Origin of the sequence: Streptomyces sp. NPDC004327, from assembly GCF_042873935.1 — a bacterium.
Taxonomy (GTDB): Bacteria; Actinomycetota; Actinomycetes; order Streptomycetales; family Streptomycetaceae; genus Streptomyces.
The window spans coordinates 135,743-158,858 of the sequence record NZ_JBIAME010000007.1; the positions used below are offsets into that span (position 1 = coordinate 135,743).

At 71.9% G+C, this 23,116-nt stretch carries 22 protein-coding genes and 1 pseudogene; 14 read left to right on the forward strand and 9 right to left on the reverse strand.

The genetic code is table 11. The features are described 5' to 3' along the window. The first annotated feature begins 166 nt into the window (after window positions 1–166). Together ACFYU9_RS24410 and ACFYU9_RS24415 are read left to right on the forward strand one after the other, a co-directional pair. Window positions 167–901 (forward strand): phosphatase PAP2 family protein, encoded by a 735-nt coding sequence (locus ACFYU9_RS24410; RefSeq protein WP_389345970.1) that lies wholly within the window; start codon window positions 167–169, stop codon window positions 899–901. A 1-nt stretch (window position 902) separates the two neighbouring features. Then, on the forward strand, window positions 903–1,565 hold the full coding sequence (locus tag ACFYU9_RS24415; RefSeq protein ID WP_389345971.1) for a response regulator transcription factor: 663 nt from the start codon (window positions 903–905) through the stop codon (window positions 1,563–1,565). 163 nt (window positions 1,566–1,728) lie between these two features. Here ACFYU9_RS24415 and ACFYU9_RS24420 read toward each other — a convergent pair whose 3' ends face one another. After that, window positions 1,729–1,893 carry a hypothetical protein gene (locus ACFYU9_RS24420; RefSeq protein WP_389345972.1) on the reverse strand — a complete coding sequence of 55 codons (165 nt, stop codon included), beginning with the start codon at window positions 1,891–1,893 and terminating at the stop codon, window positions 1,729–1,731. A gap of 104 nt (window positions 1,894–1,997) precedes the next feature. Here ACFYU9_RS24420 and ACFYU9_RS24425 point away from each other — a divergent pair, with 104 nt between their 5' ends. Next, entirely contained in the window at window positions 1,998–3,065 is a 1,068-nt protein-coding gene (locus ACFYU9_RS24425; protein WP_389345973.1) for a sodium-dependent transporter, read from the forward strand. A 275-nt stretch (window positions 3,066–3,340) separates the two neighbouring features. Here the strand turns inward: ACFYU9_RS24425 and ACFYU9_RS24430 are convergent, their stop codons facing one another. Both ACFYU9_RS24430 and ACFYU9_RS24435 read right to left on the reverse strand, forming a co-directional pair. Then, a complete protein-coding gene (locus tag ACFYU9_RS24430; protein WP_389345974.1) occupies window positions 3,341–4,837 on the reverse strand; it encodes a UDP-glucose dehydrogenase family protein in 1,497 nt (498 codons plus the stop codon). Between the two features lie 262 nt (window positions 4,838–5,099). Continuing rightward, entirely contained in the window at window positions 5,100–5,225 is a 126-nt protein-coding gene (locus ACFYU9_RS24435) for a hypothetical protein (protein WP_389345975.1), read from the reverse strand. A gap of 589 nt (window positions 5,226–5,814) precedes the next feature. Here ACFYU9_RS24435 and ACFYU9_RS24440 point away from each other — a divergent pair. After that, on the forward strand, window positions 5,815–6,201 hold the full coding sequence (locus tag ACFYU9_RS24440; protein ID WP_389345976.1) for a hypothetical protein: 387 nt from the start codon (window positions 5,815–5,817) through the stop codon (window positions 6,199–6,201). Window positions 6,202–6,691: 490 nt separating this feature from the next. Here the strand turns inward: ACFYU9_RS24440 and ACFYU9_RS24445 are convergent, their stop codons facing one another. Together ACFYU9_RS24445 and ACFYU9_RS24450 are read right to left on the reverse strand one after the other, a co-directional pair. Further along, window positions 6,692–7,033 carry a hypothetical protein gene (locus ACFYU9_RS24445; protein WP_389211726.1) on the reverse strand — a complete coding sequence of 114 codons (342 nt, stop codon included), beginning with the start codon at window positions 7,031–7,033 and terminating at the stop codon, window positions 6,692–6,694. A 305-nt stretch (window positions 7,034–7,338) separates the two neighbouring features. Then, a pseudogene (locus ACFYU9_RS24450) lies at window positions 7,339–7,525 on the reverse strand (IS5/IS1182 family transposase); the annotation flags it as partial. Between the two features lie 116 nt (window positions 7,526–7,641). On the opposite strand from ACFYU9_RS24450, the gene ACFYU9_RS24455 reads away from it, so the two are divergent. The 5 genes from ACFYU9_RS24455 (at window position 7,642) to ACFYU9_RS24475 (ending at window position 13,037) form a co-directional block, all read left to right on the forward strand. Further along, window positions 7,642–8,727: a hypothetical protein gene (locus ACFYU9_RS24455; RefSeq protein ID WP_389345977.1), complete on the forward strand. Its 1,086-nt coding sequence runs from the start codon at window positions 7,642–7,644 to the stop codon at window positions 8,725–8,727. 190 nt (window positions 8,728–8,917) lie between these two features. After that, window positions 8,918–9,652 carry a DUF899 domain-containing protein gene (locus ACFYU9_RS24460; protein ID WP_389345978.1) on the forward strand — a complete coding sequence of 245 codons (735 nt, stop codon included), beginning with the start codon at window positions 8,918–8,920 and terminating at the stop codon, window positions 9,650–9,652. Between the two features lie 270 nt (window positions 9,653–9,922). Continuing rightward, window positions 9,923–11,179 carry an extracellular solute-binding protein gene (locus ACFYU9_RS24465; protein ID WP_389345979.1) on the forward strand — a complete coding sequence of 419 codons (1,257 nt, stop codon included), beginning with the start codon at window positions 9,923–9,925 and terminating at the stop codon, window positions 11,177–11,179. Window positions 11,180–11,214: 35 nt separating this feature from the next. Continuing rightward, window positions 11,215–12,201 carry a carbohydrate ABC transporter permease gene (locus tag ACFYU9_RS24470; RefSeq protein WP_389211733.1) on the forward strand — a complete coding sequence of 329 codons (987 nt, stop codon included), beginning with the start codon at window positions 11,215–11,217 and terminating at the stop codon, window positions 12,199–12,201. Continuing rightward, the gene (locus ACFYU9_RS24475) at window positions 12,198–13,037 is read left to right on the forward strand and encodes a carbohydrate ABC transporter permease (RefSeq protein WP_389345980.1); all 840 of its coding nucleotides are present in this window, start codon (window positions 12,198–12,200) and stop codon (window positions 13,035–13,037) included. The genes ACFYU9_RS24470 and ACFYU9_RS24475 overlap by 4 nt, the downstream gene beginning before the upstream one ends. 30 nt (window positions 13,038–13,067) lie before the next feature. Here the strand turns inward: ACFYU9_RS24475 and ACFYU9_RS24480 are convergent, their stop codons facing one another. After that, complete coding sequence (locus ACFYU9_RS24480; RefSeq protein ID WP_389211737.1) at window positions 13,068–13,853, reverse strand: DeoR/GlpR family DNA-binding transcription regulator; 786 nt, start codon at window positions 13,851–13,853, stop codon at window positions 13,068–13,070. A 180-nt stretch (window positions 13,854–14,033) separates the two neighbouring features. Between ACFYU9_RS24480 and ACFYU9_RS24485 the strand changes: the two genes are divergently transcribed. Genes ACFYU9_RS24485 through ACFYU9_RS24500 form a run of 4 tightly spaced genes read left to right on the forward strand, consistent with a single transcriptional unit; the run spans window position 14,034 to window position 17,661 of the window. Further along, the gene (locus ACFYU9_RS24485; protein ID WP_389345981.1) at window positions 14,034–14,906 is read left to right on the forward strand and encodes an SIS domain-containing protein; all 873 of its coding nucleotides are present in this window, start codon (window positions 14,034–14,036) and stop codon (window positions 14,904–14,906) included. Window positions 14,907–14,932: 26 nt separating this feature from the next. Further along, window positions 14,933–15,877 (forward strand): ROK family protein, encoded by a 945-nt coding sequence (locus tag ACFYU9_RS24490; RefSeq protein WP_389345983.1) that lies wholly within the window; start codon window positions 14,933–14,935, stop codon window positions 15,875–15,877. Continuing rightward, window positions 15,874–16,791, forward strand: a complete 918-nt coding sequence (locus tag ACFYU9_RS24495; protein ID WP_389345984.1) for a 1-phosphofructokinase family hexose kinase — start codon at window positions 15,874–15,876, stop codon at window positions 16,789–16,791. The genes ACFYU9_RS24490 and ACFYU9_RS24495 overlap by 4 nt, the downstream gene beginning before the upstream one ends. A gap of 9 nt (window positions 16,792–16,800) precedes the next feature. Continuing rightward, window positions 16,801–17,661: a ketose-bisphosphate aldolase gene (locus tag ACFYU9_RS24500; RefSeq protein ID WP_389345985.1), complete on the forward strand. Its 861-nt coding sequence runs from the start codon at window positions 16,801–16,803 to the stop codon at window positions 17,659–17,661. A 116-nt stretch (window positions 17,662–17,777) separates the two neighbouring features. On the opposite strand, the gene ACFYU9_RS24505 is transcribed toward ACFYU9_RS24500, so the two are convergent. The 3 genes from ACFYU9_RS24505 to ACFYU9_RS24515 form a co-directional block, all read right to left on the reverse strand. Then, window positions 17,778–18,356 carry an Lrp/AsnC family transcriptional regulator gene (locus ACFYU9_RS24505; protein WP_389211747.1) on the reverse strand — a complete coding sequence of 193 codons (579 nt, stop codon included), beginning with the start codon at window positions 18,354–18,356 and terminating at the stop codon, window positions 17,778–17,780. A gap of 130 nt (window positions 18,357–18,486) precedes the next feature. Continuing rightward, window positions 18,487–19,896 carry an NAD(P)/FAD-dependent oxidoreductase gene (locus ACFYU9_RS24510; RefSeq protein WP_389345986.1) on the reverse strand — a complete coding sequence of 470 codons (1,410 nt, stop codon included), beginning with the start codon at window positions 19,894–19,896 and terminating at the stop codon, window positions 18,487–18,489. A 107-nt stretch (window positions 19,897–20,003) separates the two neighbouring features. Next, window positions 20,004–21,449: an aldehyde dehydrogenase family protein gene (locus ACFYU9_RS24515; protein ID WP_389345987.1), complete on the reverse strand. Its 1,446-nt coding sequence runs from the start codon at window positions 21,447–21,449 to the stop codon at window positions 20,004–20,006. 151 nt (window positions 21,450–21,600) lie between these two features. Here ACFYU9_RS24515 and ACFYU9_RS24520 point away from each other — a divergent pair, with 151 nt between their 5' ends. Continuing rightward, window positions 21,601–23,040, forward strand: coding sequence for an APC family permease (locus ACFYU9_RS24520; protein WP_389345988.1), 1,440 nt, complete (start codon window positions 21,601–21,603; stop codon window positions 23,038–23,040). Window positions 23,041–23,116: the final 76 nt, after the last annotated feature.

Genomic DNA, 23,116 nt, shown 5'->3' on the forward strand with positions numbered 1-23,116 from the left:
CGGACGACGACCGCTGATCTCGATTCCGGTCCTCCGGGTGCGCCGACGGTGGTTCGGCGCTCGCCCCGTGATCGTCTACAGTGCGGTAGACGGTCTACGTGGCTGTAGTCACTCCGAGGCCGCGTCCGGCTGCTCTCCGACCCGCTTCTTCTGAGAGGCCCGCCCCATGGCCGCTTCCGGATCCGCCGCGGCCGACCCCTCCGAGCGCGCGGAGGTGGGCACCGCGCCGCCTGCCGGCGGGCGCGTGAACGGCGGCCGTTCCGCCGGCCGGGCCGGATGGCTCGCCCTGTCCGCGGCCGTGCTGTTCGTCCTGCTGAGCCTGGCGGTCGTGCGGGCGCCGGGGCAACTGCTGCCCACCGACCTGGCGCTGCACCGCTGGTCGGCACAGCACCGCCCGGACCTCGCCCTTGCCTCGGCACGGGCCCTCACCGTGACCGGCACCGGCCTCGTCCCGTACGTCCTGCTCCTGCTGGCGGGCCTGTACGCGGGCCGGACCAACCGCCGACGCGCACTCGTCGCGGGCGGGCTGCTCCTGTGCCTGGGCGCCGGCCAGGCCCTGCGCTACGCGGTGATGATGCTGATCGCCCGCCCGCGCCCGCCACTGGGCGACTGGGCGACGCAGGCCTCAGGCTGGTCCTTTCCCTCCGGCCACGCCACCACCGCCGCCATGACCGCCGGACTTCTCGTGGCGGCGCTCCGCCTGCGCGGGACCCGGGTGTCCCGAACGGCCGTCGTGGTGATCGGGCTCTGGGGCGCGGCCGTCGGTCTCACCCGCGTCTACCTCGGGGTCCACTGGTTCACCGACGTGATCGGAGGCTGGCTCATGGCCGCCATGTGGCTGTCCCTGACGGCCTTCGCGTACGTGTGGCGCACGGCCGGCCGCTCTCGGGTCTCCGGCTGACGTGCGCCCGCGCATCCTCGTCGTCGAGGACGACCACGCGCTGCGGGACGTGCTCCTGCGCGGCCTGCGCGAGGAGGACTTCGACCCGGAGCCGGCGGCGGACGGCGCCGCCGCGCTGCGCCTGGCCGGGGACGGCTTCGACGCGGTCGTCCTGGACGTCGGCCTGCCCGACGCCGACGGGCGGGACGTCTGCCAGGCCCTGAGGGCACGCGGATTCCTCGCCCCGATCCTGTTCCTCACCGCCCACCACCAGCTCACCGACCGACTGACCGGATTCTCCTGCGGCGGCGACGACTACCTCGCCAAGCCCTTCCACCTCGCCGAACTCGCTGCCCGCCTGCGGGCCGCGCTGAGGCGGGCGGGCCCCCGCCCGCCCGCCGAGACAGGGGACCTGTCGCTCGACCCGGCCCGCTACACCTGCACCGTCTCGGGAACACCGGTGGACCTGACCCCGACCGAGTTCCGGCTCCTGGCGGTCCTCATCGCCGCCGCGGGCGGCCTGGTCACCCGGCGGACGCTGATCCGGGCCGGCTGGCCGGAGGGCGCCCAGGTCAGCGACAACACCCTCGACCAGTACCTCAGCCGGCTGCGGCGCAAGCTCCGCGCCGCCGGCTGCGCGCAGACGCTCAACACGAGCCGTGGAATGGGGCACCGCCTGTCATGACGACTCCGCCGCGCGGCCCGTTCCCCCCGCACCCTGCGCCGCCTCTCCCCGGTCGCGCTCGTGGCCGCCGCGCTGCTGATCCACGACATCGCGCCGGGAGACGGTCAGGAAACGGTATGGAAGAGGACCGGGCCGAGGATCACCGCGAGGAACAGCGCGCTGGTCACCCTCGTGCCCAGCCCCAGCCCCAGCCCCAGCCCCAGCCCCAGCCCCAGCCCCAGCCCCAGCCCCAGCCCCAGCCCCAGCCCCAGTCCCAGCCCCAGCCCCAGTCCGCCGTCGTCGAGGCGCGCCTGCGCGTCGCTGGGGCGGAGTGCGTCTCGTATGCCATGGCGCGGACCCTGCCGGTCGGATCCTGAACACATCCTGAGCGGCCGGCGGACACGGCGGCCGGCCTCGCCGCCCGCACCCCAGGTGGCTCCTACGCTCCCGTCCATGCCCACGCCGCCGCCGTCCGGACACCCGCACGTCAGATTCCTCGCGTTCCTGCACAGACGGCTCGGCTGGGCCTCGTGCGCGGCCTACGCCGCGGCCGCGGTCCTGCCCGCCCCCGGCCTCTGGCTGCGCCACCCGCACGGCGTCTTCCCGGCAGGGACGCTGCCGGCCGGCGCGAGTGCCCCGCACATCCTTCTGGCAGCCGTCCTGTTCACGGCCGGGCTGCGGGCCTGCCCACGGGCGCTGGCCGGCATGCTGCGACGCCCGCGCATCCTGCTCGGCGGTCTCGCGCTGCACACCACCGTCCCGTTGCTCGTGATTCCGGCCGTGGCACTCGCGCTGCGCTGTTCGCCCGATTCCGACGGCGGGAGCGGCATGGTCGCCGCGATGATCCTCACGGTCGCCATGCCGGTGGCGGCCGGTGCCACGGTGTGGGCGTCCCAAGGGCGTGGTGACGAGGCGGCGATGCTGGGCCTGGTCGTCGCGTCGACCCTGGTCAGCCCGCTCACCCTGCCTCCTGTCATCAGGGCCCTCAGCCCGTTGCTGAGCGCCGACTACGCGCAGGGCGCGGCGGTCGCCGCGAGCGGCACCGGCAGCGGCTTCGCCCTGACCGGAGTCCTGCTGCCCTGCGCGGCGGGGATCGTCTGCCGACTGCTGCTGCCCGACCGGGCGACGTCCACAGCACTGTCCATGGCCGCGCTGACCGCCGTGCTCGCCGCGCTCCTCCTGACGTACGTCAACGCCTGCGGGGCCATCGGGCAGTTGCTGGCGCGGCCCCGCCCGTTCCTCGTCCTGGGCTCGGCCTGTACCGCCGGGGCCGTGTGCCTGTTGTCCTTCGGCTGGGGAGCGTGCTGGGCGCGGATCCTGCGCCTCGGGGCTTCGGCGAGGACCTGCGTCGCGCTGGCCTGCGGGATGAGCAACACCAGCGCGGGCGCGGTACTCATCACCAGCGCCATGCCCGACCGGCCGCAGATCCTGCTGCCGGTGCTCGCCTTCAGCCTCCTGCAGAAGACCGCGGCGAACCGCATCACACGCCCTCGTCCGGCGGAAGCGGAAGCGGAAGCGTGAAACGTCCAGCGGCGGATCCGGGGCCCTGCCGGTCCGGAGGACCTGGCGCCCGGCTGCTGCGCGGTCCTGGTGCCCCCTCGGCGTGGATCCGCGGGCCCTGGGCATCGAACCCGGTCCCGTCGACTATTCAGGCCACCCCGGTTCCGCGGGCTCCGGTGGGTCGGAGCCGTTCAGCCCGGCGCCACCGACCGGGCCGGCCCCGGAACTGTGCGGCGCTTCCCGGCCGGCCGGGCAGCGCCGGTCCGGGCAGCGCGGCGCCGGTCACCGTCGGCTCGCTACGCCCCGCTGGCGGGGCTGACCGTGCCGACCGGGCTGACCGGGCTGATGGGCAGCGCGGGGGACGGCACCGCGGACGTCTGCGAACCGGCTGCCGCCGGGGACGCGATGACGGTGCGCAGGGCCTCCACGGCTCGGTCTCCGGCCGGGTCCCCGGCCCGTCGCGGCTCCTGCGGCGGCGGTGCCGGACGGCCCAGCGCCTTCACGGTCCAGCCGGCCGCGCGCCACGCGTCGTGCGGGAGCGCGTCGCGCCCGTCGATCAGCAGCGGGGTACGGACCACGCGCGCCAGCTTGACCGGGTCCAGCTCGCGGTACTCGCTCCACTCGGTGAGGTGCAGCACCAGCTCGGCGTCCTGACATGCCATCAGCAGATTGGCCCCGCAGTGCAGTTCCGGGTGGGCGAGGGCGGCCCTCGCCGCGCCCTCGGGGTCGTGGACCCGGACCCGCGCGCCCTGTTGGTGCAGCTCCGCCGCGACCGCCAGCGCCGGCGAGTCCCGTACGTCGTCGCTGTTCGGCTTGAACGTGGCGCCCAGCACCGCGACCCGCCGGCCCGTGACGTCGCCGCCGAGCAGTCGCCGGGCGAGCGCGACGGTCCGGCTCCGCTGCCGCTGGTTGATCTCGTCGACCTGGTCGAGGAACGCCACCGCCGGCCCGACGCCCAGCTCCTGGGCGCGGGCGCCGAACGCCCGGATGTCCTTGGGCAGGCAGCCGCCGCCGAAGCCGAGCCCCGCGTTCAGGAACTGCCGGCCGATCCGGGTGTCGTGGCCGATCGCGTCGGCGAGGGTGGCGACGTCCGCGCCGGTGGCGTCGCAGATCTCGGCCATCGCGTTGATGAAGGAGATCTTCGTGGCGAGGAAGGAGTTGGCCGCGGACTTGACCAGCTCCGCCGTGTTCGGGTCGGTGACGAGGTACGGGACGCCGGCCTCCAGCATGGGGGCGTACACGCGGCGCAGGGTCTCGTCCGCCGCCCTGCCGGTCACACCGGCGACGATCCGGTCCGGCCGCAGCGTGTCGTCGACGGCGAAGCCCTCGCGCAGGAACTCCGGGTTCCAGGCGAGTTCCACGCGCGCGCCCGCGGGCGCGAGGCGCGCGACGCGGGCGGCCAGCCGGGCGGTCGTACCCACGGGGACGGTCGACTTGCCGACCAGCAGACAGGGCGCGGACAGGTGCGGTGCCAGTCCGTCGACGACGGCGTCCACGTACCGCAGGTCGGCGGCCCGGGAGCCGGCCTGCTGCGGGGTGCCGACGCAGATGAAGTGGACCTCGCCGTGCGCCGCCGCCTCCCGCGGATCGGTGGTGAAGCGCAGCCGGCCGGAGTCGAGCGCCCGGGTCAGGACGTCCTCGAATCCCGGCTCGTAGAAGGGGGGCCGGCCCGCGGCGAGGTCGGCCACCTTCTCGGGGTCGACGTCCACACCGAGGACGTCGTGTCCGATCTCGGCCATGCAAGCGGCGTGCACGGCTCCCAGATATCCCGTACCGATGACGGTCAACCGCATGCGTTGTGCTCCTGTCTGCGCGGGGGAGGTGAGGGAGGGGAGAGGAGGGGAGGGGAGGGGAGGGGAGGGGAGGGGAGGGGAGGGGATGCGGGGCGAGGCTCAGGGGCGTGGCCGTAGGGGTTCTGCCGCTGGAAGGTCCAGGCGTCGCGGCACATCGCGGTCAGTTCGTGGTGGGCGGTCCAGCCCCGGGCCGCGGCGTGGCCCAGACGGAAGGGCGGGAGTGCGCTGGACGGTGCGGCGCGGTGCGGCGCGGCCATCGGAATCAGCCGCCCGGGCCGGCCGAGCCAGCCGAGTCGTCCGGGCCGGCCTGGCCGGCCGGCGCGGGCGTCGCACCGGTGGTCTCGGCCGACGGGCCGGGGATCGTCCGCGCCGCCGTGGTGCCGGTCACCGCGGTCAGTCGACGGGCAGCGGGTGGTGCCTCACCTCGGAGGAGTCGAGGAGTGCCAGGAGACCGAGGACCAGGGCCGACCCAAGGAAACCACCGCCACCGGTCACGGCCACGCGCATGTCATTCTCCAGATGAGAAGCGGAAACGGCCTCACGCCCCACTGGCATGACGGCCGGAGAAATGCCGATCGGACGAGCCGATAAACGCAGTGTTCTCGGGAAAAGCAAGCAAAAGCGTATGGCCATGCGTACGCATTGCTTCGGAGGATAATCGGGCGGGTCGGCCGTTCGGCCGATCCCTTCGGTGACGTCGCTCCGTGAAGGCCCCCGTGCCCCCGGCCGCCGCTGTCGTACGGCCTGCGGGTCGCCGTCACCCGCACGTGTGGGTGAGGGCTGCGCGCGCCCGGAGGCCGGCCGCGCACGGCCGGCGGTCAGACGCGCGTCGCGGGAGAACCTTTACCGGTGCATGGGCAGACCGTTCTTCGGGAACGGCCGCCCTGTCGGCCATCGCCAGTACGCTGCCGGGAGATGGAGACGAGCGGGCAGGCGGGACCGGCCCAGCCGTCCGCTCGCCTGACAGGGGGTCAAGGATGAGAACCACCATCACACGTCGCGTCGGCACGGCCGCGACCGTCGCGGCGCTCACCGCGAGCGTGCTCGGGCTGGGAGCAGGCAGCGCGTCGGCGGACCAGTACGTGCGGCTGAGCACCACGCACAACGTCGGGCTCTACACGTCCCCGAACACGTGGAGCGGCAAGGTCATCGAGTCGGCCCTGACCGCGGGGCGGGACGGGGTGCTCGCCGACTGCTGGACGCGCGGCCAGGACATCAACAGCAACGGAAACGTCTGGTACCACATCACCTACGCGTACTGGAACGTCCCCGGCGCCTTTCCCTACGCCACCTCGGCCTATGTCTACGGCGCGTACGTGGACAACAACGCCACCTTCCACAGCGGAGTGCTGCCGCCCTGCTAGCAGGGCTCGCCCCGCATGCTCCTCCTCCTGCCGGGTGGGCAGGGGGAGAGGTCGCGGACAACGTGCGCGCCGGACCGGGAGTACCGGTCTGCTTCGCCGTTCACCGCGGATGCCCGATGGAGTCCACGCTGCTGCGCGGCTCGAGGGACTGGTGGACGCCCGGCACGTCGAGTTCGCGGGGGTCACCGAACTGGCCCCGGAGTTACGAGAGTCACTCGGGGACTGCCACGACCGGCCGGTGCGACGGCGACGGACGCGCCGGCCCGGCTCACCGCCGGCCGTCGCTGTACCCGGCCCCGGCGCTACGGGAGGAACACCACCTCGGGGAAGGCTGTGCTCGGGCCGTCGAGCAGACGCCCTGCGCGGTGCCGCAGGTGGCGGTCGAAGAGAACAACCCGATGACCAAGCGGTGTCATGACCGATGGTGGTCCGTCGGTGGGTCCGGAGGTGGAACCCCGGGCCCACCGACCACTGCCTGCCGTTGCGCGGGTCAGACGATCTGCACGCGCCGAATGGCGATGACCGGCCACCAGGTGTGGCTGGCGTAGTAGCTCTCGCCCGGCTCCAGCACGGCCGCCTCCCTGCCGTCCTCACAGGCGGCGATGACGAATACCTTCAGCTTGTGGTCCGTGTTGTTGGTGACCTTGCGCTGTCCGACAGTGTTGACGTTCTGGGTGCTGTAGCACGTGCCGTCGACCGGCTTGACTATGTTCTCGCGCGTGTCCTCGAACGTGATGGTCCCCGTGGCGGCCTGGGCGGAACCGGTCGTGGCGAGCAGGACGGCCGCCGACGCTGCGGCGAGGACGGGGACACGGTGGCGCATCGTGCGCATGGGTTTCTCCCTCGGCTTGTTCTTCGGGCGGCGCTCGGAAATCCGAGGCCGATCGCGACGGTAGCCAGGGCCGCTATTCCTGCGTTATTTCTCACTTTCAAGTCAAGTGGCTGCTTTGGGAGGGTGTTTGAAGTTCGAACCCGGACCGTAATGCCTCGGAGACACCGTCGAGTGAGCTCCTGAGCGTGACGCGTGAGGGCGCCGCGGAACCCCACGGGGGCCCGACATAGTGGCCGCGCAAGGCAGCTTGGGCCAGTTGTCCCACAGGTCTGACCCTGGCCCCGGACGGCGCCCCATGGGTCTCGGCGCCCGCAGAGTCCTCGGATGCGGGGGATCGCGTCCAGCAGCGGTGTCAGTTGGGTGACGCCGTGCCTGTTTCCGCCGGTCAGGGTGACGGCGAGAGGGGGTGCCAGGCCGGTCGACGATCGGGTGGTGCTTGCTGCCCGGCCGCGCACGGTCGACCGGCGAAGGTCCGCTCTGAGCCCCCCGTTGAAAGTCAGCGGGCCGCCGGTGAGCGTCGTAACCTGAAGGGAGACATGGCAGGCCCGCACCCTTCGAGGCGTTGCACCCGAACCTCTCCCGCGTGGAGTGGAAAGGAGGCCTTCGTCATGACCACTCATGCCCTTCAGTTCACCTTGGAGACTGTTGATGACTCCGCCGTTCTGGGGCAGTCCTTCCTCGCTGTGGACGGCACCGGGGCACCCGCCATCGCCTACGTGGTCGGTACCGCGACCGGCGCCGCCGTGAGGGTGGCCCGCCGGCAGAACAGTCACTGGACACACGAGGACACGGGCGGCTTCGCCGCGGGGGACGACGTGCGGATCAGTCTGAGTTTCGACTCGGGCGGCGGCCCGCACATCGCCTACCGGGACGGCAACAGCGACAACGCGATTTTCGGCACCAGGCGCGACGAGGGCTGGTCCCTCGAGGAGATCCCCACCCAGGCCGGGCTCTTCGTGCGCTCCGCCGCCGACGTCTCCATGCAGATCGAGCCGAACCTGAACGATCCGCCCTTCGCCGACACCCCGACCGTCGGGTACCGCGACGGGTTCAACGGCGACTCTGCGGCGGTCGCGCGGAAGGTCGGCGGCTCCTGGCAGATCAGCGGCGTCGACGCGCCGAGCGATGTGAGGACAGGCCTGTCGCTGGCCTTCGACAGCAGCGCCGGGCTCAGGCTCGCCTACTTCCAAGGCTTCGACGACGGGTCGCCCGAGATCCCGCAACCGCTGAAGCTGGCGCAGGAAGAGGTCAGCGACGCCGGGGACACTCACCCGCCGACCTTCGTCAACGGTGTGATCGACCCGCACATGCGCGCCGCCGAGAGTGTGTCCATGGCCCGAGGCCTCTTCTCCGAGGTGCTCGTCGCGTACGCCGACGTCCGGACACGCACCGTGCGCGCCTGGTCCAGCTCGTTGGGGTCGGAGCCGAGGATCGAGGTGGTCGCCGAGGGCAACGACGCCAACGGCCCCCGATTCCCCTCTGCCGCGGGCGACCCCCACCAGACCCTGTTCATCGCCTACCTCGACGACGGTCAGGTCGTGCTCGCCAGGCGCGGACCCGCGGGGTGGACCAGTCAGCCGGTCGCCACCGGCGACGGCTGGCCGTCCCTGGAGTTCGGCAAGGACGGTACGGCTCATCTCGCCTACGGAACGGGGACGTTGATGTACGCACGCGGCACCGTCAGCCCCGGCTGACCGGCACCCCGAGCGGATCCACAGCGCTCTGGCGCTATCTCGTGACTCATCACACAGCTCGCCGGTGACCTTCATCGCCAAAGCCGTCCTCACCCTGCAGAGGCAACGCTGAAAATGCTCAGTTAGCCTTGAAGGAGACGAAGCTCCTGGGCTTCCCGGTTGTTCTCCTTCCGCGCAGGAGGGAAAGACGATGCGCGAGCACGAGGTCGGCACGCAGGAGGAGTTCGAGGCGGCCCGGCAGGCCCTCCTCGCGCAGGAGAAGGAACTCACGCGGCGCGGCGACGAACTCGCGCGGAAGCGGAGGGACCTGCCCTGGGTGCGGGTCGACAAGGACTACCGCTTCGAGACCGGGCGCGGGACCGAGTCGCTCGCCGACCTCTTCGCGGGGCGCTCGCAACTGCTCGTCTACCACTTCATGTTCGGCCCGCCCTACGAGGCGGGATGCCCGGTGTGCTCCTCGATCGCGGACACCCTCGATCCCAACGCGGTGCACCTCGCGGCACGCGACGTGACGCTGATCTGCTCGTCGAGGGCGCCGGTCGACAAGCTCCTCGCCTACCGGGAGCGGATGGGCTGGAGCTTCGACTGGGTCGGTGCGGGCGGCGGCGACTTCCACCGCGACCTCGGCTTCCAGCACACGGAGGACGAGCTGAGACCGTTCCTCCAGGGCGGGATTCCCGCGACCGTGAGCCAGATGGCCGAGGCGTGCGGCACGGACGTGCTCGGCTACGTCACCGAGGGTCCGGGGCTGAGCTGCTACGCACGGTCGGAGGGCGCGGTCTACCGGACCTACGTCACCAGCGCCCGCGGCCTGGAACCCGCCATGGCCTACTACGGCCTCCTCGATCGCACCCCGCTGGGCCGCCACGAGGAGGGCGAGGAGACCCACTGGCTGCGCCGCCACGACGAGTACGGCAAGAGCTGAGAGAGCGGCCTTCCATGCGTGCGCCCGGCCGATACGGCCGGGGGCGCGGCATTTCCTATGGCGTCGAGTGCGCGCTGGGCTTCATAACGCTCAAAAACAATCAGACCCCTGCGTGGGGTTTTGCCCTGAAATCAGTGATCACAAGTCCATAACCGATGAGGTCTCGCAGGTGACGCGAGGAGAGCAGCGTGCTCTAAGTTGAGCAATGCGCGCCAACCTGATCAGTTTCGCGCGGCAGCCTCTCTCCTTTGTGAACCAGGTGGTAGTGCCATGAAGCGACGTCCTCTCGCCCTCTCCCTCGCCGGAACCGTCGGCGCGCTCGTGCTCACGGCGTGCGGAGGCGGATCCGGCGCCTCGACCGGCGCGAACGGGGTCACCACGATCACGTTCGTCGCGGCGGACTACGGCTCCAACGGCGACAACCCGAGCCAGGCCTACTGGCAGGACGTGATCAAGGCGTTCGAGAAGAAGAACCCGAAGATCAAGGTCGACCTCCAGGTGATCAACTGGAACGACATCGACGCCCAGGTCAAGACCATGGTCCAGAACGGGAACCAGCCGGACGTCCTCCAGACCGGTGGCTACGCGGACTTCGCCCGGAGCGGCTTGCTCTACTCCGCCCCGGAGGTGCTCTCGGCAGCCACCGCGTCGGACCTCATCCCCGCCATGGCCGACGCCGGCCGCCAGGACGGCACCGCGTACGGCATCCCGTTCGTCTCCAGCGCGCGGATGTTCCTCGTCAACAACGCCCTGTTCCGCAAGGCCGGGCTCGACCCGAAGAAGCCGCCGCAGACCTGGGCCGAGGTCACCGCCGACGCGACCGCGCTGAAGAAGGCCGGTGTCGAGGTGCCCCTCGGCGTCCCGCTGGGCAAGGAGGAGGCCCAGGCCGAGTCGTTCATCTGGATGATGGGCAACGGCGGCGGCTACCAGGGCACCGGCGGAAAGTACGCCATCAACTCTCCCGCCAACGTGGAGACGTTCGCCCAGCTCAAGAAGTGGGCCGACGCCGGTCTCACGGAGAAGAGCCCGGCCGCCGTCAACCGCACCGACCTCACCAAGAACTTCGCCTCGGGCAAGGTCGGCATGCTCAACGGCTTCCCCGGTCAGCTCGCCGAGCTCAAGGGCATGGACGTCACCTGGACCGCCATGCCCGGCGCGCACGCGAAGAGCCCCAGCACCCTCGGCGTCGCCGACTGGGTCATGGCCTTCAAGAAGGGCGGCCACAAGAAGGAGATCAAGGCCTTCCTCGACTTCGCGTACGGCAAGGAGAACACGGTCAGGTTCGCCAAGACCTACAACCTGCTGCCCGTGACCCAGTCCGCCCGCGCGGCGCTCGCGACCGACCCGGCGACCAAGGACCTGGCGCCCTTCCTCGGCATCCTGCCCACCGCGACCTCCTACCCGATCAGCGACCCGACCTGGCCGGGCGTCTCCGCCCAGATCAAGACCCAGATCGGCAGCGCGCTCGACGACCCGCAGAAGGGCCTCGACGCCCTCCAGAAGGCGGCCGAGCAGGCGGGACAGTGACGGGCGGCGGCCGTACACCGGAAACGAGAACGCACGTGTCCACCAGCACCCCGTCCCGCACCGCCGACCGGCCGGCCCCCGCGGCCCGCCGGCCCGCGACCCCGGGCCCCGGCCGGCACCACCCCGACCGGCCGGCCGGGTCCCGGCCCCGCTCCCTGCTCCGGCGCCTCGGCGCCCTGCCCTGGATCGCGCCCTCCGTCCTGCTGATCCTGGCCGTGGTCGTCTGGCCGGTCGTCGAGATGGTCCGCACCTCGCTGCGGAGGATCGACACCTCGGGCGTGGACCTGGGCCCGGCGGGGACCGACAAGTACCGCAAGCTGTTCGCCGACCCCCGGCTCCCCGACGTCCTGACCTGGACGGCGGTGTGGACGGTCGCCGTCGTCGTGCTGACGATGCTGATCTCGCTGGCCCTGGCCCAGTTGTTCAACCAGAGCTTCCCCGGCCGCCGGATCACCCGCTGGGCGCTCGTCGCGCCGTGGGCGGCCTCCGTCCTCATGACCGCCATCGGCTTCCGCTGGATGCTCGACCAGGTGGCCGGCGTCCTCAACCGGCTCCTTCTCGACCTCGGTCTGATCGACTCGGCCGAGGCGTGGACCGGGGACGCCGCGCACGCGAAGCCGTGGCTGATCGCCGTCGCCGTCTTCGTGTCCCTGCCGTTCACCACCTACACCCTGCTCGCCGGACTCCAGACCGTGCCGGGCGAGGTGTACGAGGCGGCCCGCGTCGACGGCGCCTCGCGCCTCCAGACCTACCTCCGGATCACGCTGCCCCTGCTGCGGCCGGCGTTCCTCGTCGCGCTGGTGATCAACCTGATCAACGTCTTCAACTCGTTCCCGGTCATCTGGGGCATGACCCAGGGCGGCCCCAACGCCGACACCGCCACGACCACGGTGTTCATGTACATGCTGCGCAGTTACGACGTGGCCGAGTCGGCCGCCCTGTCGGTGGTCAACTTCGCCGCCGTCATCGCCATGGTGCTGCTCTTCCTCAAGGTCAGCGGCTGGAAGGAGACGGACCGATGAGCGCCGCGACCCCGCGCCCCCGCCCCCGTACGAAGACCGTGCTGCTCACCGTCACGGCCTGGGCGCTGGCCGTGCTCTTCCTGCTGCCGTACGTCCAGATGGTGATCACGGCCGGGCGCCCGGCCGACGAGCTGCGCGACAGCGGCTATCTGCCGTCCCGCTTCGACTGGTCCGCGTTCACCCGTGTCTGGAGCGAGACCACGCTCGGCCAGAACCTGTCCAACACCCTGCTGATCGCGGCCGGTTCGACGCTGCTCGTGCTGCTCGTGGCGCTGCCCGCCGCGTACTACACGGCACGCGTCCGCTTCCGCGGGCGCAGCGCCTTCCTGCTCCTCGTCCTGGTCACGCAGATGTTCCAGCCGACGGCTCTGCAGGTGGGCCTGTACCGGGAGTTCCACGCGCTCGGCCTGCTGGACACGACGGCCGTGCTGATGGTGGCCAACGCGGCCTTCAACCTCGCCTTCGCGGTCTGGATCATCAGCGCGTACATCGGCTCGATCCCGGTCGAACTGGAGGAGGCCGCGATGATGGACGGCTGCGGCCGGGCCCGCGCGCTGTTCCGCGTGACCCTGCCGCTCGCCCTGCCGGGCATCGTCACGGCCGTGATCTTCACCTTCATCGCGGCGTGGAACGAGTTCATCATGGGCCTGACGCTCACCACCTCGCCCGAGCGGCAGCCCCTCACCGTGGGGATCAACAACATGATCGGGGCCTACAGCGTGCAGTGGAACCAGGTGTTCGCCGCGTCGCTGGTGGCCATCGTGCCGGTCGTCGTGCTGTTCGCCGTCATCGAGCGCCATGTGGTGTCCGGACTGACGGCCGGCTCGGTCAAGTAGCCGCCTGCGCCGGACTCCGGCGCACACCTCCTAGACGCAGTGGACGTCGACGCCCTGGGCCGTGAACTGCTCGACCAGGTCGTCGGGGGCGTCGTGGTCGGTGACCAGGACGTCGATCTCGGGGATCGTGCAGACGCGGGCGAAGGCCCGCTGGCCGAGCTTGGTGGAATCGGTGACCACGATCACCTTCCCCGCGCGCTCGGCCATGGCGCGGTTCGCGCTGGCCTCGCCCTCGTCGTGGGTGGCGGCGCCGAAGCGGGGGTCGACGGCGTTGACGCCGAGGATGGCGAAGTCGAGCGAGAGGCCCTGGAGGACCATGGCCGCGAGCGGGCCGGTCAGTTCGTACGACTGGGGGCGGGCGACCCCGCCCGTGACCACGGTCTTCACGTACGGGCGGACCGCCAGCTCGTTGGCGATGTTCACGGCGTTGGTGACGATCGTCAGGGCCGTGGCGCCGCCGTGCTCGGCGAGGTCGGCGCGGGTGGCGAGTTCGCGTGCCACCTCGGAGGTCGTGGTGCCGCCGTTGAGTCCGACCACGGCGCCCGGCGGAATGAGCGCGGCGGCGGCGCGGGCGATGCGCTGCTTCTCGTCGGCCTTGCGCGCGGTCTTGTAGCGCAGTGGAAGGTCGTAGGTCACGCCGCTGAGCACCGCCCCGCCCCGGGTGCGGGTGAGCAGCTGCTGCCGGGAGAGCTCCTCCAGGTCACGGCGGACCGTCGCGGGCGAGACGGCGAGCAACTCCGCGGCCTCGCCGACCTCGATGCTGCCGCGCTCGCTCAGAGCGTCGAGCAGCCGCGTCCACCGCTCGTGCGTGCTCATCGCCGTTCTCCTCGCCTCATGACATCGCCTCGCGACATCCAGGAGCAGAGGGTAACCCGGTTCTCACATTCGTGATCAACACTGCACATGGTTGCTCGAAGTTGAGCATAGAAGCTATAAACAAGTCATCTTCAATCATCGGCATGGCGTAAGCCGGCCGACGCGCCTTCTGGAGCCCTCATGAGTCACGTCGACGTGGAAATAGCCGAACAGCCCTCGTGCTGGCGGCGCGCGCTGGAGGTCCGCCCGGCCGGGCTGCCCGAGGCGGGGGAGCGGGTCGCGGTCGTGGGCTGCGGCACCTCGCTCTACATGGCGCAGGCGTACGCGGCGCTGCGCGAGGACGCCGGGCTCGGCGAGACGGACGCGTTCGCCGCCTCCGACTTCCCCGCCTCGCGCCGCTACGACCGGGTGGTGGCCATCAGCCGCTCCGGCACCACGACCGAGGTCCTCGACGCCCTCGGCCGGGCCGGCGACGCCGCGACGGCGGCGCTCACCGGTGATCTCGACACGCCCGTCAAGGACGCCGCCGGCACCGTCGTGGACCTGTCCTTCGCCGACGAACGGTCCGTCGTGCAGACGCGCTTCGCGACGACCGCGCTCGTCGTGCTGCGCGCGAGCCTCGGCCCCGTACCGCAGGACCTCACCCGGCAGGCCGAGCACGCGCTCGCGGCCCCGCTCCCCGACGAGCTCCTGAACGCCCGCCAGTTCACCTTCCTCGGCACCGGCTGGACCACGGGCCTGGCGCACGAGGCGGCGCTGAAACTGCGCGAGGCCTCCGGATCGTGGACGGAGTCGTACCCGGCGATGGAGTACCGGCACGGTCCCATCAGCGTCAGCGGCCCCGGCACGGTCGTGTGGTTCTTCGGCGAGCCGCCGGCCGGTCTGGCCGATCAGGTCCGGGCGACCGGCGCGTACCTCACCGCGTCGCCAGGCGATCCGCTCGCCGACCTGATCCGCGCCCAGCGGCTGGCCGTCGCCCTCGCCGAGGGCCGGGGCCTCGACCCGGACCAGCCGCGCAACCTCACCCGCTCGATCGTCCTCACCGGCTCATGACCACGCTCACGCGTACCGGGAGCACGGTGAGACCCACGGGGACGGCCGCGCGGACGGTCATCGCCCTGGACGTCGGCGGCACCTTTGTCAAGGGCGGCACCCTCGCCGACGGCGCCACCGCCCTCGGGCATGCGGACCGCTGGTACACGCGCGCCGACCGCGGCCCCGAGGCGGTCCTGGAGACCGTCCTCGCCTGCGCCGAGGAACTGGCGGGACACTGCCCGGACGCGGAGGCGGCCGGGATCGCCGTCCCCGGCATCGTCGACGAGGAGTCGGGACTCGCCGTCCTCGCGGCCAACCTCGGCTGGCGCGGCGTGCCCGTCCAGGACTGGCTCGCCGAACACCTCGGCCTGCCCGTCGCGTTCGGCCACGACGTCCGCGCCGGCGGACTGGCCGAGGCGCGCGCCGGCGCCGGCCGCGGCTGTGACGACTTCCTGTTCGTGCCGGTCGGCACGGGCATCGCCGCCGCGGCGTTCAGCCGGGGACGCGCCCTCACCGGCGGCCACGGCGCCGGCGGCGAGCTCGGCCACGTGGTCGTCCGGCCCGGCGGCGACCGCTGCCACTGCGGCGGCCACGGCTGTGTGGAGACCGTGGCGTCGGCCGCCGCCATCGCCCGCCGCTACAGCCGTGCCACCGGCTGGCACGGGATCACCGCCGGGGAGGTCCGGCGGCGCGCGGACAGGGGCGACACGGTGGCCGCGGCGATCTGGGCCGAGGCGGTCGAGGCGCTCGCCGACGCCCTGGCCACGGCGGTCACGCTGTACGACCCCGAACGCCTCGTGGTCGGCGGCGGCCTGGCCCGCGCGGGCGAGGCGTACGTGGCGCCCCTGCGCGAGGCCCTCGCCCGGCGGCTGACCTTCCAGACCATGCCGGAGGTCATCGCGGCCGAGCTCGGGGACCGGGCGGGGTGCGTGGGCGCGGCGCTGCTCGCCCATGACCTCCTGGCGCGGCGGCAGGCGGCCGCGTCGTGATCGTCACCGTCACCCTCAACGCCGCGCTCGACATCACCCACCGCGTCGAGCGCCTGCGCCCCCACGCGGCGCACCGCGTCCGCGACGTCGGCGCCCGGGCCGGCGGCAAGGGCGTCAACGTGTCGCGCGTCCTGCACGGCCTGGGCCTGCCCACGCTCGTCACCGGCCTGGCCGGCGGACCCACGGGTGAGGCGGTACGCCGCGAACTGCGCCGGGCGGGAGTGCCGGAGCACCTCACGCCCATCTGCGGCGAGACCCGCCGCACGGTGGCCGTGGTGGACGAGCACACCGGCGACACGACGACCCTCCTCGAACCGGGCCCCGTCGTCCGGCCGGAGGAATGGCGGCGCTTCCAGGCCGACTTCGACGCGTGCGCCGACCGGGCCACGGTCGTCGTGCTCTCCGGCAGCCTGCCGCCCGGCCTCCCCGAGGACGCGTACGCGACACTCGTCCGCGCCGCCCGCGCCCGGGGCGTCCCGGCGATCCTCGACACCAGCGGCCCGGCGCTCCTCGCCGCCCTCGCGGCAGGACCCGCCCTCGTCAAGCCGAACGCCGACGAACTGGCCGAGGCCACCGATGAGCCGGACCCGCAGCGGGCGGCCGAGGCCCTGCGCACCGCCGGCGCCGAGGCCGTGGCCGCCTCGCTCGGACCCGAAGGCCTCCTCGCGGTGACCCCGGCGGGCACCTGGCGAGCCCTGCCGCCCGAGCGGCTGCGCGGCAACCCGACCGGTGCCGGTGACGCGGCGGTCGCCGCTCTGGCCCGGGGCCTGGCGGCCGGCGTCCCCTGGCCGCGGCGGCTCGCCGACGCGGTGGCGCTGTCGGCCGCCGCCGTCGCCGCGCCGCTGGCCGGCTCATTCGATCCCGCCGTCCACCAGCGCCTTCGCGGCTCGGTGGACGTCCAACTCCTCTCGTAAGGAACCGTCATGCCTCTCGTAGGTACCGGGGCCATCGTCGCCCCCGCAGCGCACGCCGGGCACGGAGTGGGCGCCTTCAACGTCATCCAGCTCGAACACGCCCAGGCGATCGTGGCCGGCGCGGAAGACGCCGGTGCGCCGGTGATCCTCCAGATCAGCGAGAACGCGGCCCGCTACCACGGCGGTCTGGGCGCCATCGGCCTGGCGACCCTTGCCGTGGCCCGCGCCGCCCGGGTCCCCGTCGCGGTCCACCTCGACCACGCGACCGACGACGACCTGGTGCACGAGGCCGTGGAGCTCGGCTTCACCTCGGTCATGTACGACGCGTCGGTCCTGCCGTACGAGGAGAACGTCCGCGCGACCGAGGCGATCACCGCCCACTGCCACGCGGCCGGCGTCTGGGTCGAGGCCGAGCTGGGCGAGGTCGGCGGCAAGGACGGCGTCCACGCCCCCGGCGTCCGCACCGACCCCGGGCAGGCCGCCGCGTTCGTCGCCGCCACGGGAGTGGACGCACTCGCGGTGGCCGTGGGCACGGCCCACGCCATGCTCACGCGCGACGCGGCGCTGGACTTCGGCCTGATCCGAAAGCTGCGGACGGCCGTGCCCGTGCCGCTGGTCCTGCACGGTTCCTCCGGCGTCGCGGACGAGGAGCTGACCGCCGCAGTCGGTCACGGCATGACCAAGGTCAATCTCGCCACGCATCTCAACCGGGTCTTCACCACGGCCGCGCGCGAGGTGCTGGCCGGCGATCCGTCGCTGGTCGACACCCGCCGGTACCTCGGCGCGGGACGGGCGGCGATGGCCGGCGAGGTGACGCGGCTGCTCGGCGTGCTCAAGGCCGCGGAGGCGTCCGTGCCGTCGGGACGGTGACGAGTCGAGGCGGGGCGGGGGCCGGTGCCGGCGGAGCCCGCCCCGGCCGACCGCGATCGTCCGATCGGGGCTCCCGTCCGACGCCCGTCCCTCAGGACCGGAACGACGACAGCTGCTTACCGGTTCGGAGCCGGTGAGCGCCGGCGGCTCGTGGCCGGCAGGCTCTTTGGTGATTCGGGCCGCTGGTCGATCCCGGCGGGGGAGGTGCTCTCCGCCGTGCGCGATTCGACCTCGCCGACCCCCCAGCCGTAGGCGAGTTTGTGGACTTCGAGTACGAAGAAGGACTCGGTGGCGGTGACTCCGTCGATCAGGTGCAGACGTTCGTTGACGAGGTCGGTGAAGTGCTGGGTGTCGCGGCAGATGACTTCCGCCATGACGTCGTACTGGCCGGTGGTCATGATCACGTACGAGGTCTCGGGGAGTTCTCCCAGTTTCCTGCAGACCTCGCGTGCGGTTCCCGGCCGGACCTTGAGGCCGATCATCGCGAATCGGTCGAATCCGATGGTCAGGGGGTTGGCGATGCCGACGACCTGGAGGATGCCGTTCTCTTCCAGCCGTTGCACGCGGTAACGGACGGAGGAGGCCGGGATGCCGAGATCCTCGGCTATCTGGCTGTAGGGTCGCCGGCCTTCGGCCTGGAGGATCGCGATGATGCGCCGGTCGGTGTCGTCGAGCGGGCTTTCCTGCTGCGTCATGGAGGTGCTCAGGGTCTCTCTGTGTTATCTGCCTCTGACTGGGGCTTATGTGGGGGGCGCGGACCCCCGTGAGGGGGTCCGGTTCATTGTGACGGGTCACCGCCTGTGACCGGTCACAGGCGGCGCCGGTTCACGAGTCGAATCCGAGTCCCAGGCGGTCGAGGGTGCGCAGCCAGAGGTTGCGGCGGCCGTGGGCGTCCTCGCGGGCCAGGGAGAGCCGGGTGGCCTGCACACCCAGGTAGCGGACCGGCTCCGGCGGGAAGGGGACGGGCGGCCGGCGGACCATCGTCGGCCGCAGTCGTTCGGTCTTCCGGCCGGCGAGCAGGTCCAGCATCACCTCGGCGCCGTAGCGGGTCGCGCCGACGCCGAGGCCGGTGAAGCCGAGCGCGTAGGCGACGCGGCCCCGTGCGGCGGTTCCAGAGAACATGCAGAAGCGGGTGGTGGAGTCGATGATGCCGCCCCAGGCGTGGGAGAACGGTACGCCGTCGAGCTGCGGGAACGTCTCGGCGAACTGCCCGGCGAGCGTGGTGAAGGTGGCGGGCCGCTGGGTCAGGTGCTCCTGCGTGCTGCTGCCGTAGTGGTAGATGGCGTCGTATCCGCCCCACAGGATGCGGTTGTCGTCGGTCTTGCGCACGTAGTGGAACTGGTTTCCGGCGGTGGTGATGCCGTGGGCGCCCTGCCATCCGATGGCGGCGAGCTGCTCGTCGGTGAGCGGGTCCGTGACGAGGGCGTAGTCGTACACCGGGAGCATGGACAGGGACAGGCGGCGCAGGAGCGGGCGGTAGATGTTGGTGGCCAGGGCGACGCGCTTCGCGCTCACCTCGGCGTAGGGGGTGCGCAGCCTCAGTGGCTGAGCGCGGGTGTCGAGGCCGGTGACCTCGGTGTGCTCGGCGATGCGGACGCCGAGGTCCAGGCACGCCCGGCGCAGTCCCCACACCAGTCGGGCGGGGTCGAGCAGCGCGTAGTCGGGCGTGAACATGCCGGTCTTCCATAGCGGGGAGTCGACGTACTCGCGCAGTTCCCGGGTGTCGAGCAGCCGGGCCTTCTCCCCGTGCCGGTTGGCGAGCTCGACGGCCCCGGGCAGCCCGGCGCTCTGCCAGGGGGTGGCGGCGACGGTGACCTTGCCGCTGCGGACGAAGCCGCAGTCGATGCCGAAGGTGTCGAGGTCACGCCGGAAGGCGTCGAAGTTCTCCGCGCCGAGGCGCTGCAGCAGGCCGATCTCGTCCGGCCAGCGTTCGGCTCCGTTGGCGAGGCCGTGGGTGATGCTGGGCGAGCAGAAGCCGCCGTTGCGTCCGCTGGCGGCGTGGCCGCACGTCGCCTGTTCGATGACGAGGACGTCCAGACCGGGATCGCGCTGCTTGGCCAGGAGCGCCGTCCACAGGCCGGTGTATCCGCCACCCACGACGGCGAGGTCGCAGCGGGTGTCCTGGGTGAGTCTGGGCTGGGGATCCGGCCGCTCGTCGCGCTCCAGCCAGAACGCGGCGGGGGACGCGTGGCTCAGGCGGGCACGGTGGTCGGTGGGCTGGGTCGTCTCGGTCATGGGTCCTCGTCAGGGAAGAGCTGCGGTGGCGGTACGTGGCCGGCCCGGCCGCCACTGCGGGCGGCCGGGCCGGCCACGGCTACTGCGTACGGGCTGCGGGCCGTCGGCTACAGGCTGATCACGCCGGTCCGCAGGTCCGTCATGTCCAGGAGGGTCCACTTGCCGCCGATCCGGCCCCAGCCGGTGGACCGGGCGCCGGCGCCGCCGAACGGCATGTTGACGTCCCACCAGTTGTTGGACTCGTTGACGACGACCTGGCCGACCTCCATCTCCTCGATGAAGCGGAAGGCGGAGGTCATGCTGCGGGTGAAGACGGCGCCCTGCAGGCCCAGCGGGTCGTCGTTCGCGATGCGCAGCAGGTCGTCCTCGTCGCGTCCGGTGATGACGGGCACGACCGGGCCGAAGGACTCCTCGCGGGACAGGAGGCTGTCCACGGGGACGTCGTCGACGACGGTGAACTCGTAGTAGAGGTCGGTCGGCATCCCGGTACGGCGCTGCCCGCCGACGAGGACCTGAGCACCCCGCTCACGGGCGTCCGCCATGTGCCGGTCCATCTTGGCCGCGGTCGCCTCGTTGTTGAGCGGGCCCAGGAGGGTCTTCTCGTCGAACGGGTCGCCCAGGACGACGCGCTCCGACTCCCGTACGAGGGCCTCGACGAACGCGTCGTGGACGCTCTCGTCGACGATGACGCGTTCGGTGGCGCAGCACACCTGGCCCGCGCAGGGGTAGGCGCCGTCGACGGCGGCCTTCGCGGCGGCGTCGAGGTCCGCGTCCGCGAGGACGACCAGGGAGCCGTTGCCGGAGCACTCCATGATGGAGCGCTTCAGGCCCGCGGCGGCCTGGATCTTCGCGCCGGTGGCGGAGGAGCCGATGAAGCCGATCGCGTGGATGCCTTGGTGGCGCACGAGCGCGTCGCCGAAGGGGCCGTCGCCGGGCAGGATGTTGATCAGGCCGTCCGGCACACCGGCCGCGACCAGGCACTCCATGGCCTTGAGGACGGTCAGCGAGGTGTGGGTCGGCGGCTTGACCACCAGGGCGTTGCCCGTGGCGAGGCCGGGGGCGGCGAACTCGGTGAACATCAGCAGCGGGAAGTTCCAGGGCGTGATGATGCCCCAGACGCCCACCGCGCGGTGGAAGGTGAACATCCGCTTGGTGTTGTCCCGGGACGGGAGCGTCTCGCCGTACAGGCGCACCGCGTCCTCGGCGTGGACGCGGAACAGCAGGGCCGCCTCGGTGACGTCGGCGATGGACTCGGCGAGCGGCTTGCCCTGCTCCAGGGTCTGCAGCCGGGCCAGCTCGTCGCGTCGCTTGTCGATCTCGTCCGCGACGCGGTGACACAGGGCGGCGCGCTCCCACACGTTCACCGCGGCCCACTTGCGCTGCGCGGTGGTGGCGGCCGCCACCGCGGCGTCGAGGTCGGCCTTGACCGGCAGCGGGACGGTTCCGACGTGCTCGCCGGTGGCGGGGCTGATCACGTCGAAGGCGTCGGAGCCCGAGCCGTCGGTGAAGGCTCCGTCGATGAACAGCTGGTGCGTCAGGGGTTGGGTGGACATCAGGCCTTCTCCTCGGGACGATCCGTCGTTGGCGCAGATCAAACATCGTCAAGCTTTCCGCGTCAACCCTCACGGATCCGCAAGGGAAGTCATGCGTTTTTGTTGATCCGCGACTCTTGACGGCGATTTTCCGTTGACTCAAAGTGCTCGCATGTCACTCCACGCCGACGCCTCCGCGTCCCCGCCCACCGACACCGACCAGCCCGCGCTGGCCAAGAAGATCCGCTGGTACGACGGCTTCGCCATGTCGCTGACCATGCCCGCCGCACTGATCGCCTCGCTCGGCGCCTCCATCGGAGGCCTCGGCGCCTGGGGTGCGATCGGCCTGTGGGCCATATCGATGGTCCTCGCCACGGTGGCGAACTGGATCTACAGCGAACTCGCGGCGATGTTCCCCGACTCCTCCGGCGGCATCGCCGGCTACGCCTCGGAGGCCTGGAAGTCCCGCGCACCCGTCTTCGGCCCCATCGCCAGCATCGGGTACTGGATCCCGTGGACCACCGCACTCGCCGTCTACGCCGGCATCATCGGCTCGTTCGTCCAGGCGCAGTGGTTCCCCGGCCAGGACTGGTCGGTCGACCTCGGCCCGCTGAGCCTCAGCTTCCCCATCGCCGTCGGCCTCGCCGTCATGCTGCTGCTCTACGGGGCGGCCATGATCGGCCTGCACGTCGCGATGTGGCTGGTCTACCTCACCGGTGGCGCCCTGCTCGTCCCGCTCGCCGTCTTCATCGTCGGCCCGTTCCTCAGCGGCGACTGGAGCGCGGCCAACCTGCACTGGGACCTGCACGGCACGGCCGGACTGCACAAGGGCATCGTCTGGCTGTACGTCATGAGCTGGACCTCGTTCGGCGTGGAGGTCTGCGCCACCTTCGCCCCCGAGTACAAGGACACCGTCAAGGACACCTCCCGCGCGCTGCGGGCCGGCGTGCTGTTCTGCCTCGGGGTCTTCATCCTTCTTCCCCTGGCCCTGTCCGGCTACCTCGGGGAGAAGGCGATCACCGGCGACCCGACCACGTTCTACGTCGCGGCCTTCCAGAAGCTCGTGGGCGGCGCGGCCGACGTCATGGTCGTCTTCCTCATCGCCTCCCTGCTGCTCATCATGATCACCGGTCTCGCCGACGGCTCCCGCGTGCTGTACGACATGGGCCGCCAGGGCCTCACCGTCCGCCAGCTCGGGCACCTCGACCGCCGTGGCGTGCCGGCCCGCGCCCTGACCGTCGCCCTCGTCCTCAACGTCTTCGTGCTCACCGTGCTCAAGACGCCGCTGGCCATCATCGTCACCGGAAACCTGGGCTACATCCTCACCCACGCCCTGGCCATCTCGGGCTTCCTCCTGCTGCGCCGGGACCGCCCCGACGCGCCGCGCCCGATCCGGCTCCCGGGCGTCTTCGTCCCGCTCGCCTGGGTGCTGACGGCCGTCCTCGTCGTCATCCTCGTCGTCGGCGCCACCGGGTTCTCGGTCACCGGATACGGCGGCTTCAAGGAGCTCGGCATAGCCGCGGCGCTGCTCGCCCTCTCCGTGGTCCTGTGGTTCTACCGCACCAGGATCCAGGACCGCCGCGCCAGTTCGGATCAGCGGCCCGGACGCTGACCACCGTCCGGCCGCTTCGCCGTTCGGCACCACCATGGCCCGCGACCGCAGGAACGCTCCTGCGGTCGCGGGCTTT

Bases quoted from the DNA above. Each gene is read 5' to 3' on its own strand.
- ACFYU9_RS24410 (WP_389345970.1), top strand. From the start codon at position 167: ATGGCCGCTTCCGGATCCGCCGCGGCCGACCCCTCCGAGCGCGCGGAG.
- ACFYU9_RS24420 (WP_389345972.1), bottom strand. From the start codon at position 1,893: ATGGCATACGAGACGCACTCCGCCCCAGCGACGCGCAGGCGCGCCTCG.
- ACFYU9_RS24425 (WP_389345973.1), top strand. From the start codon at position 1,998: ATGCCCACGCCGCCGCCGTCCGGACACCCGCACGTCAGATTCCTCGCG.
- ACFYU9_RS24430 (WP_389345974.1), bottom strand. From the start codon at position 4,837: ATGCGGTTGACCGTCATCGGTACGGGATATCTGGGAGCCGTGCACGCC.
- ACFYU9_RS24440 (WP_389345976.1), top strand. From the start codon at position 5,815: ATGAGAACCACCATCACACGTCGCGTCGGCACGGCCGCGACCGTCGCG.
- ACFYU9_RS24445 (WP_389211726.1), bottom strand. From the start codon at position 7,033: ATGCGCACGATGCGCCACCGTGTCCCCGTCCTCGCCGCAGCGTCGGCG.
- ACFYU9_RS24455 (WP_389345977.1), top strand. From the start codon at position 7,642: ATGACCACTCATGCCCTTCAGTTCACCTTGGAGACTGTTGATGACTCC.
- ACFYU9_RS24460 (WP_389345978.1), top strand. From the start codon at position 8,918: ATGCGCGAGCACGAGGTCGGCACGCAGGAGGAGTTCGAGGCGGCCCGG.
- ACFYU9_RS24465 (WP_389345979.1), top strand. From the start codon at position 9,923: ATGAAGCGACGTCCTCTCGCCCTCTCCCTCGCCGGAACCGTCGGCGCG.
- ACFYU9_RS24475 (WP_389345980.1), top strand. From the start codon at position 12,198: ATGAGCGCCGCGACCCCGCGCCCCCGCCCCCGTACGAAGACCGTGCTG.
- ACFYU9_RS24480 (WP_389211737.1), bottom strand. From the start codon at position 13,853: ATGAGCACGCACGAGCGGTGGACGCGGCTGCTCGACGCTCTGAGCGAG.
- ACFYU9_RS24485 (WP_389345981.1), top strand. From the start codon at position 14,034: ATGAGTCACGTCGACGTGGAAATAGCCGAACAGCCCTCGTGCTGGCGG.
- ACFYU9_RS24500 (WP_389345985.1), top strand. From the start codon at position 16,801: ATGCCTCTCGTAGGTACCGGGGCCATCGTCGCCCCCGCAGCGCACGCC.
- ACFYU9_RS24505 (WP_389211747.1), bottom strand. From the start codon at position 18,356: ATGACGCAGCAGGAAAGCCCGCTCGACGACACCGACCGGCGCATCATC.
- ACFYU9_RS24510 (WP_389345986.1), bottom strand. From the start codon at position 19,896: ATGACCGAGACGACCCAGCCCACCGACCACCGTGCCCGCCTGAGCCAC.
- ACFYU9_RS24515 (WP_389345987.1), bottom strand. From the start codon at position 21,449: ATGTCCACCCAACCCCTGACGCACCAGCTGTTCATCGACGGAGCCTTC.
- ACFYU9_RS24520 (WP_389345988.1), top strand. From the start codon at position 21,601: ATGTCACTCCACGCCGACGCCTCCGCGTCCCCGCCCACCGACACCGAC.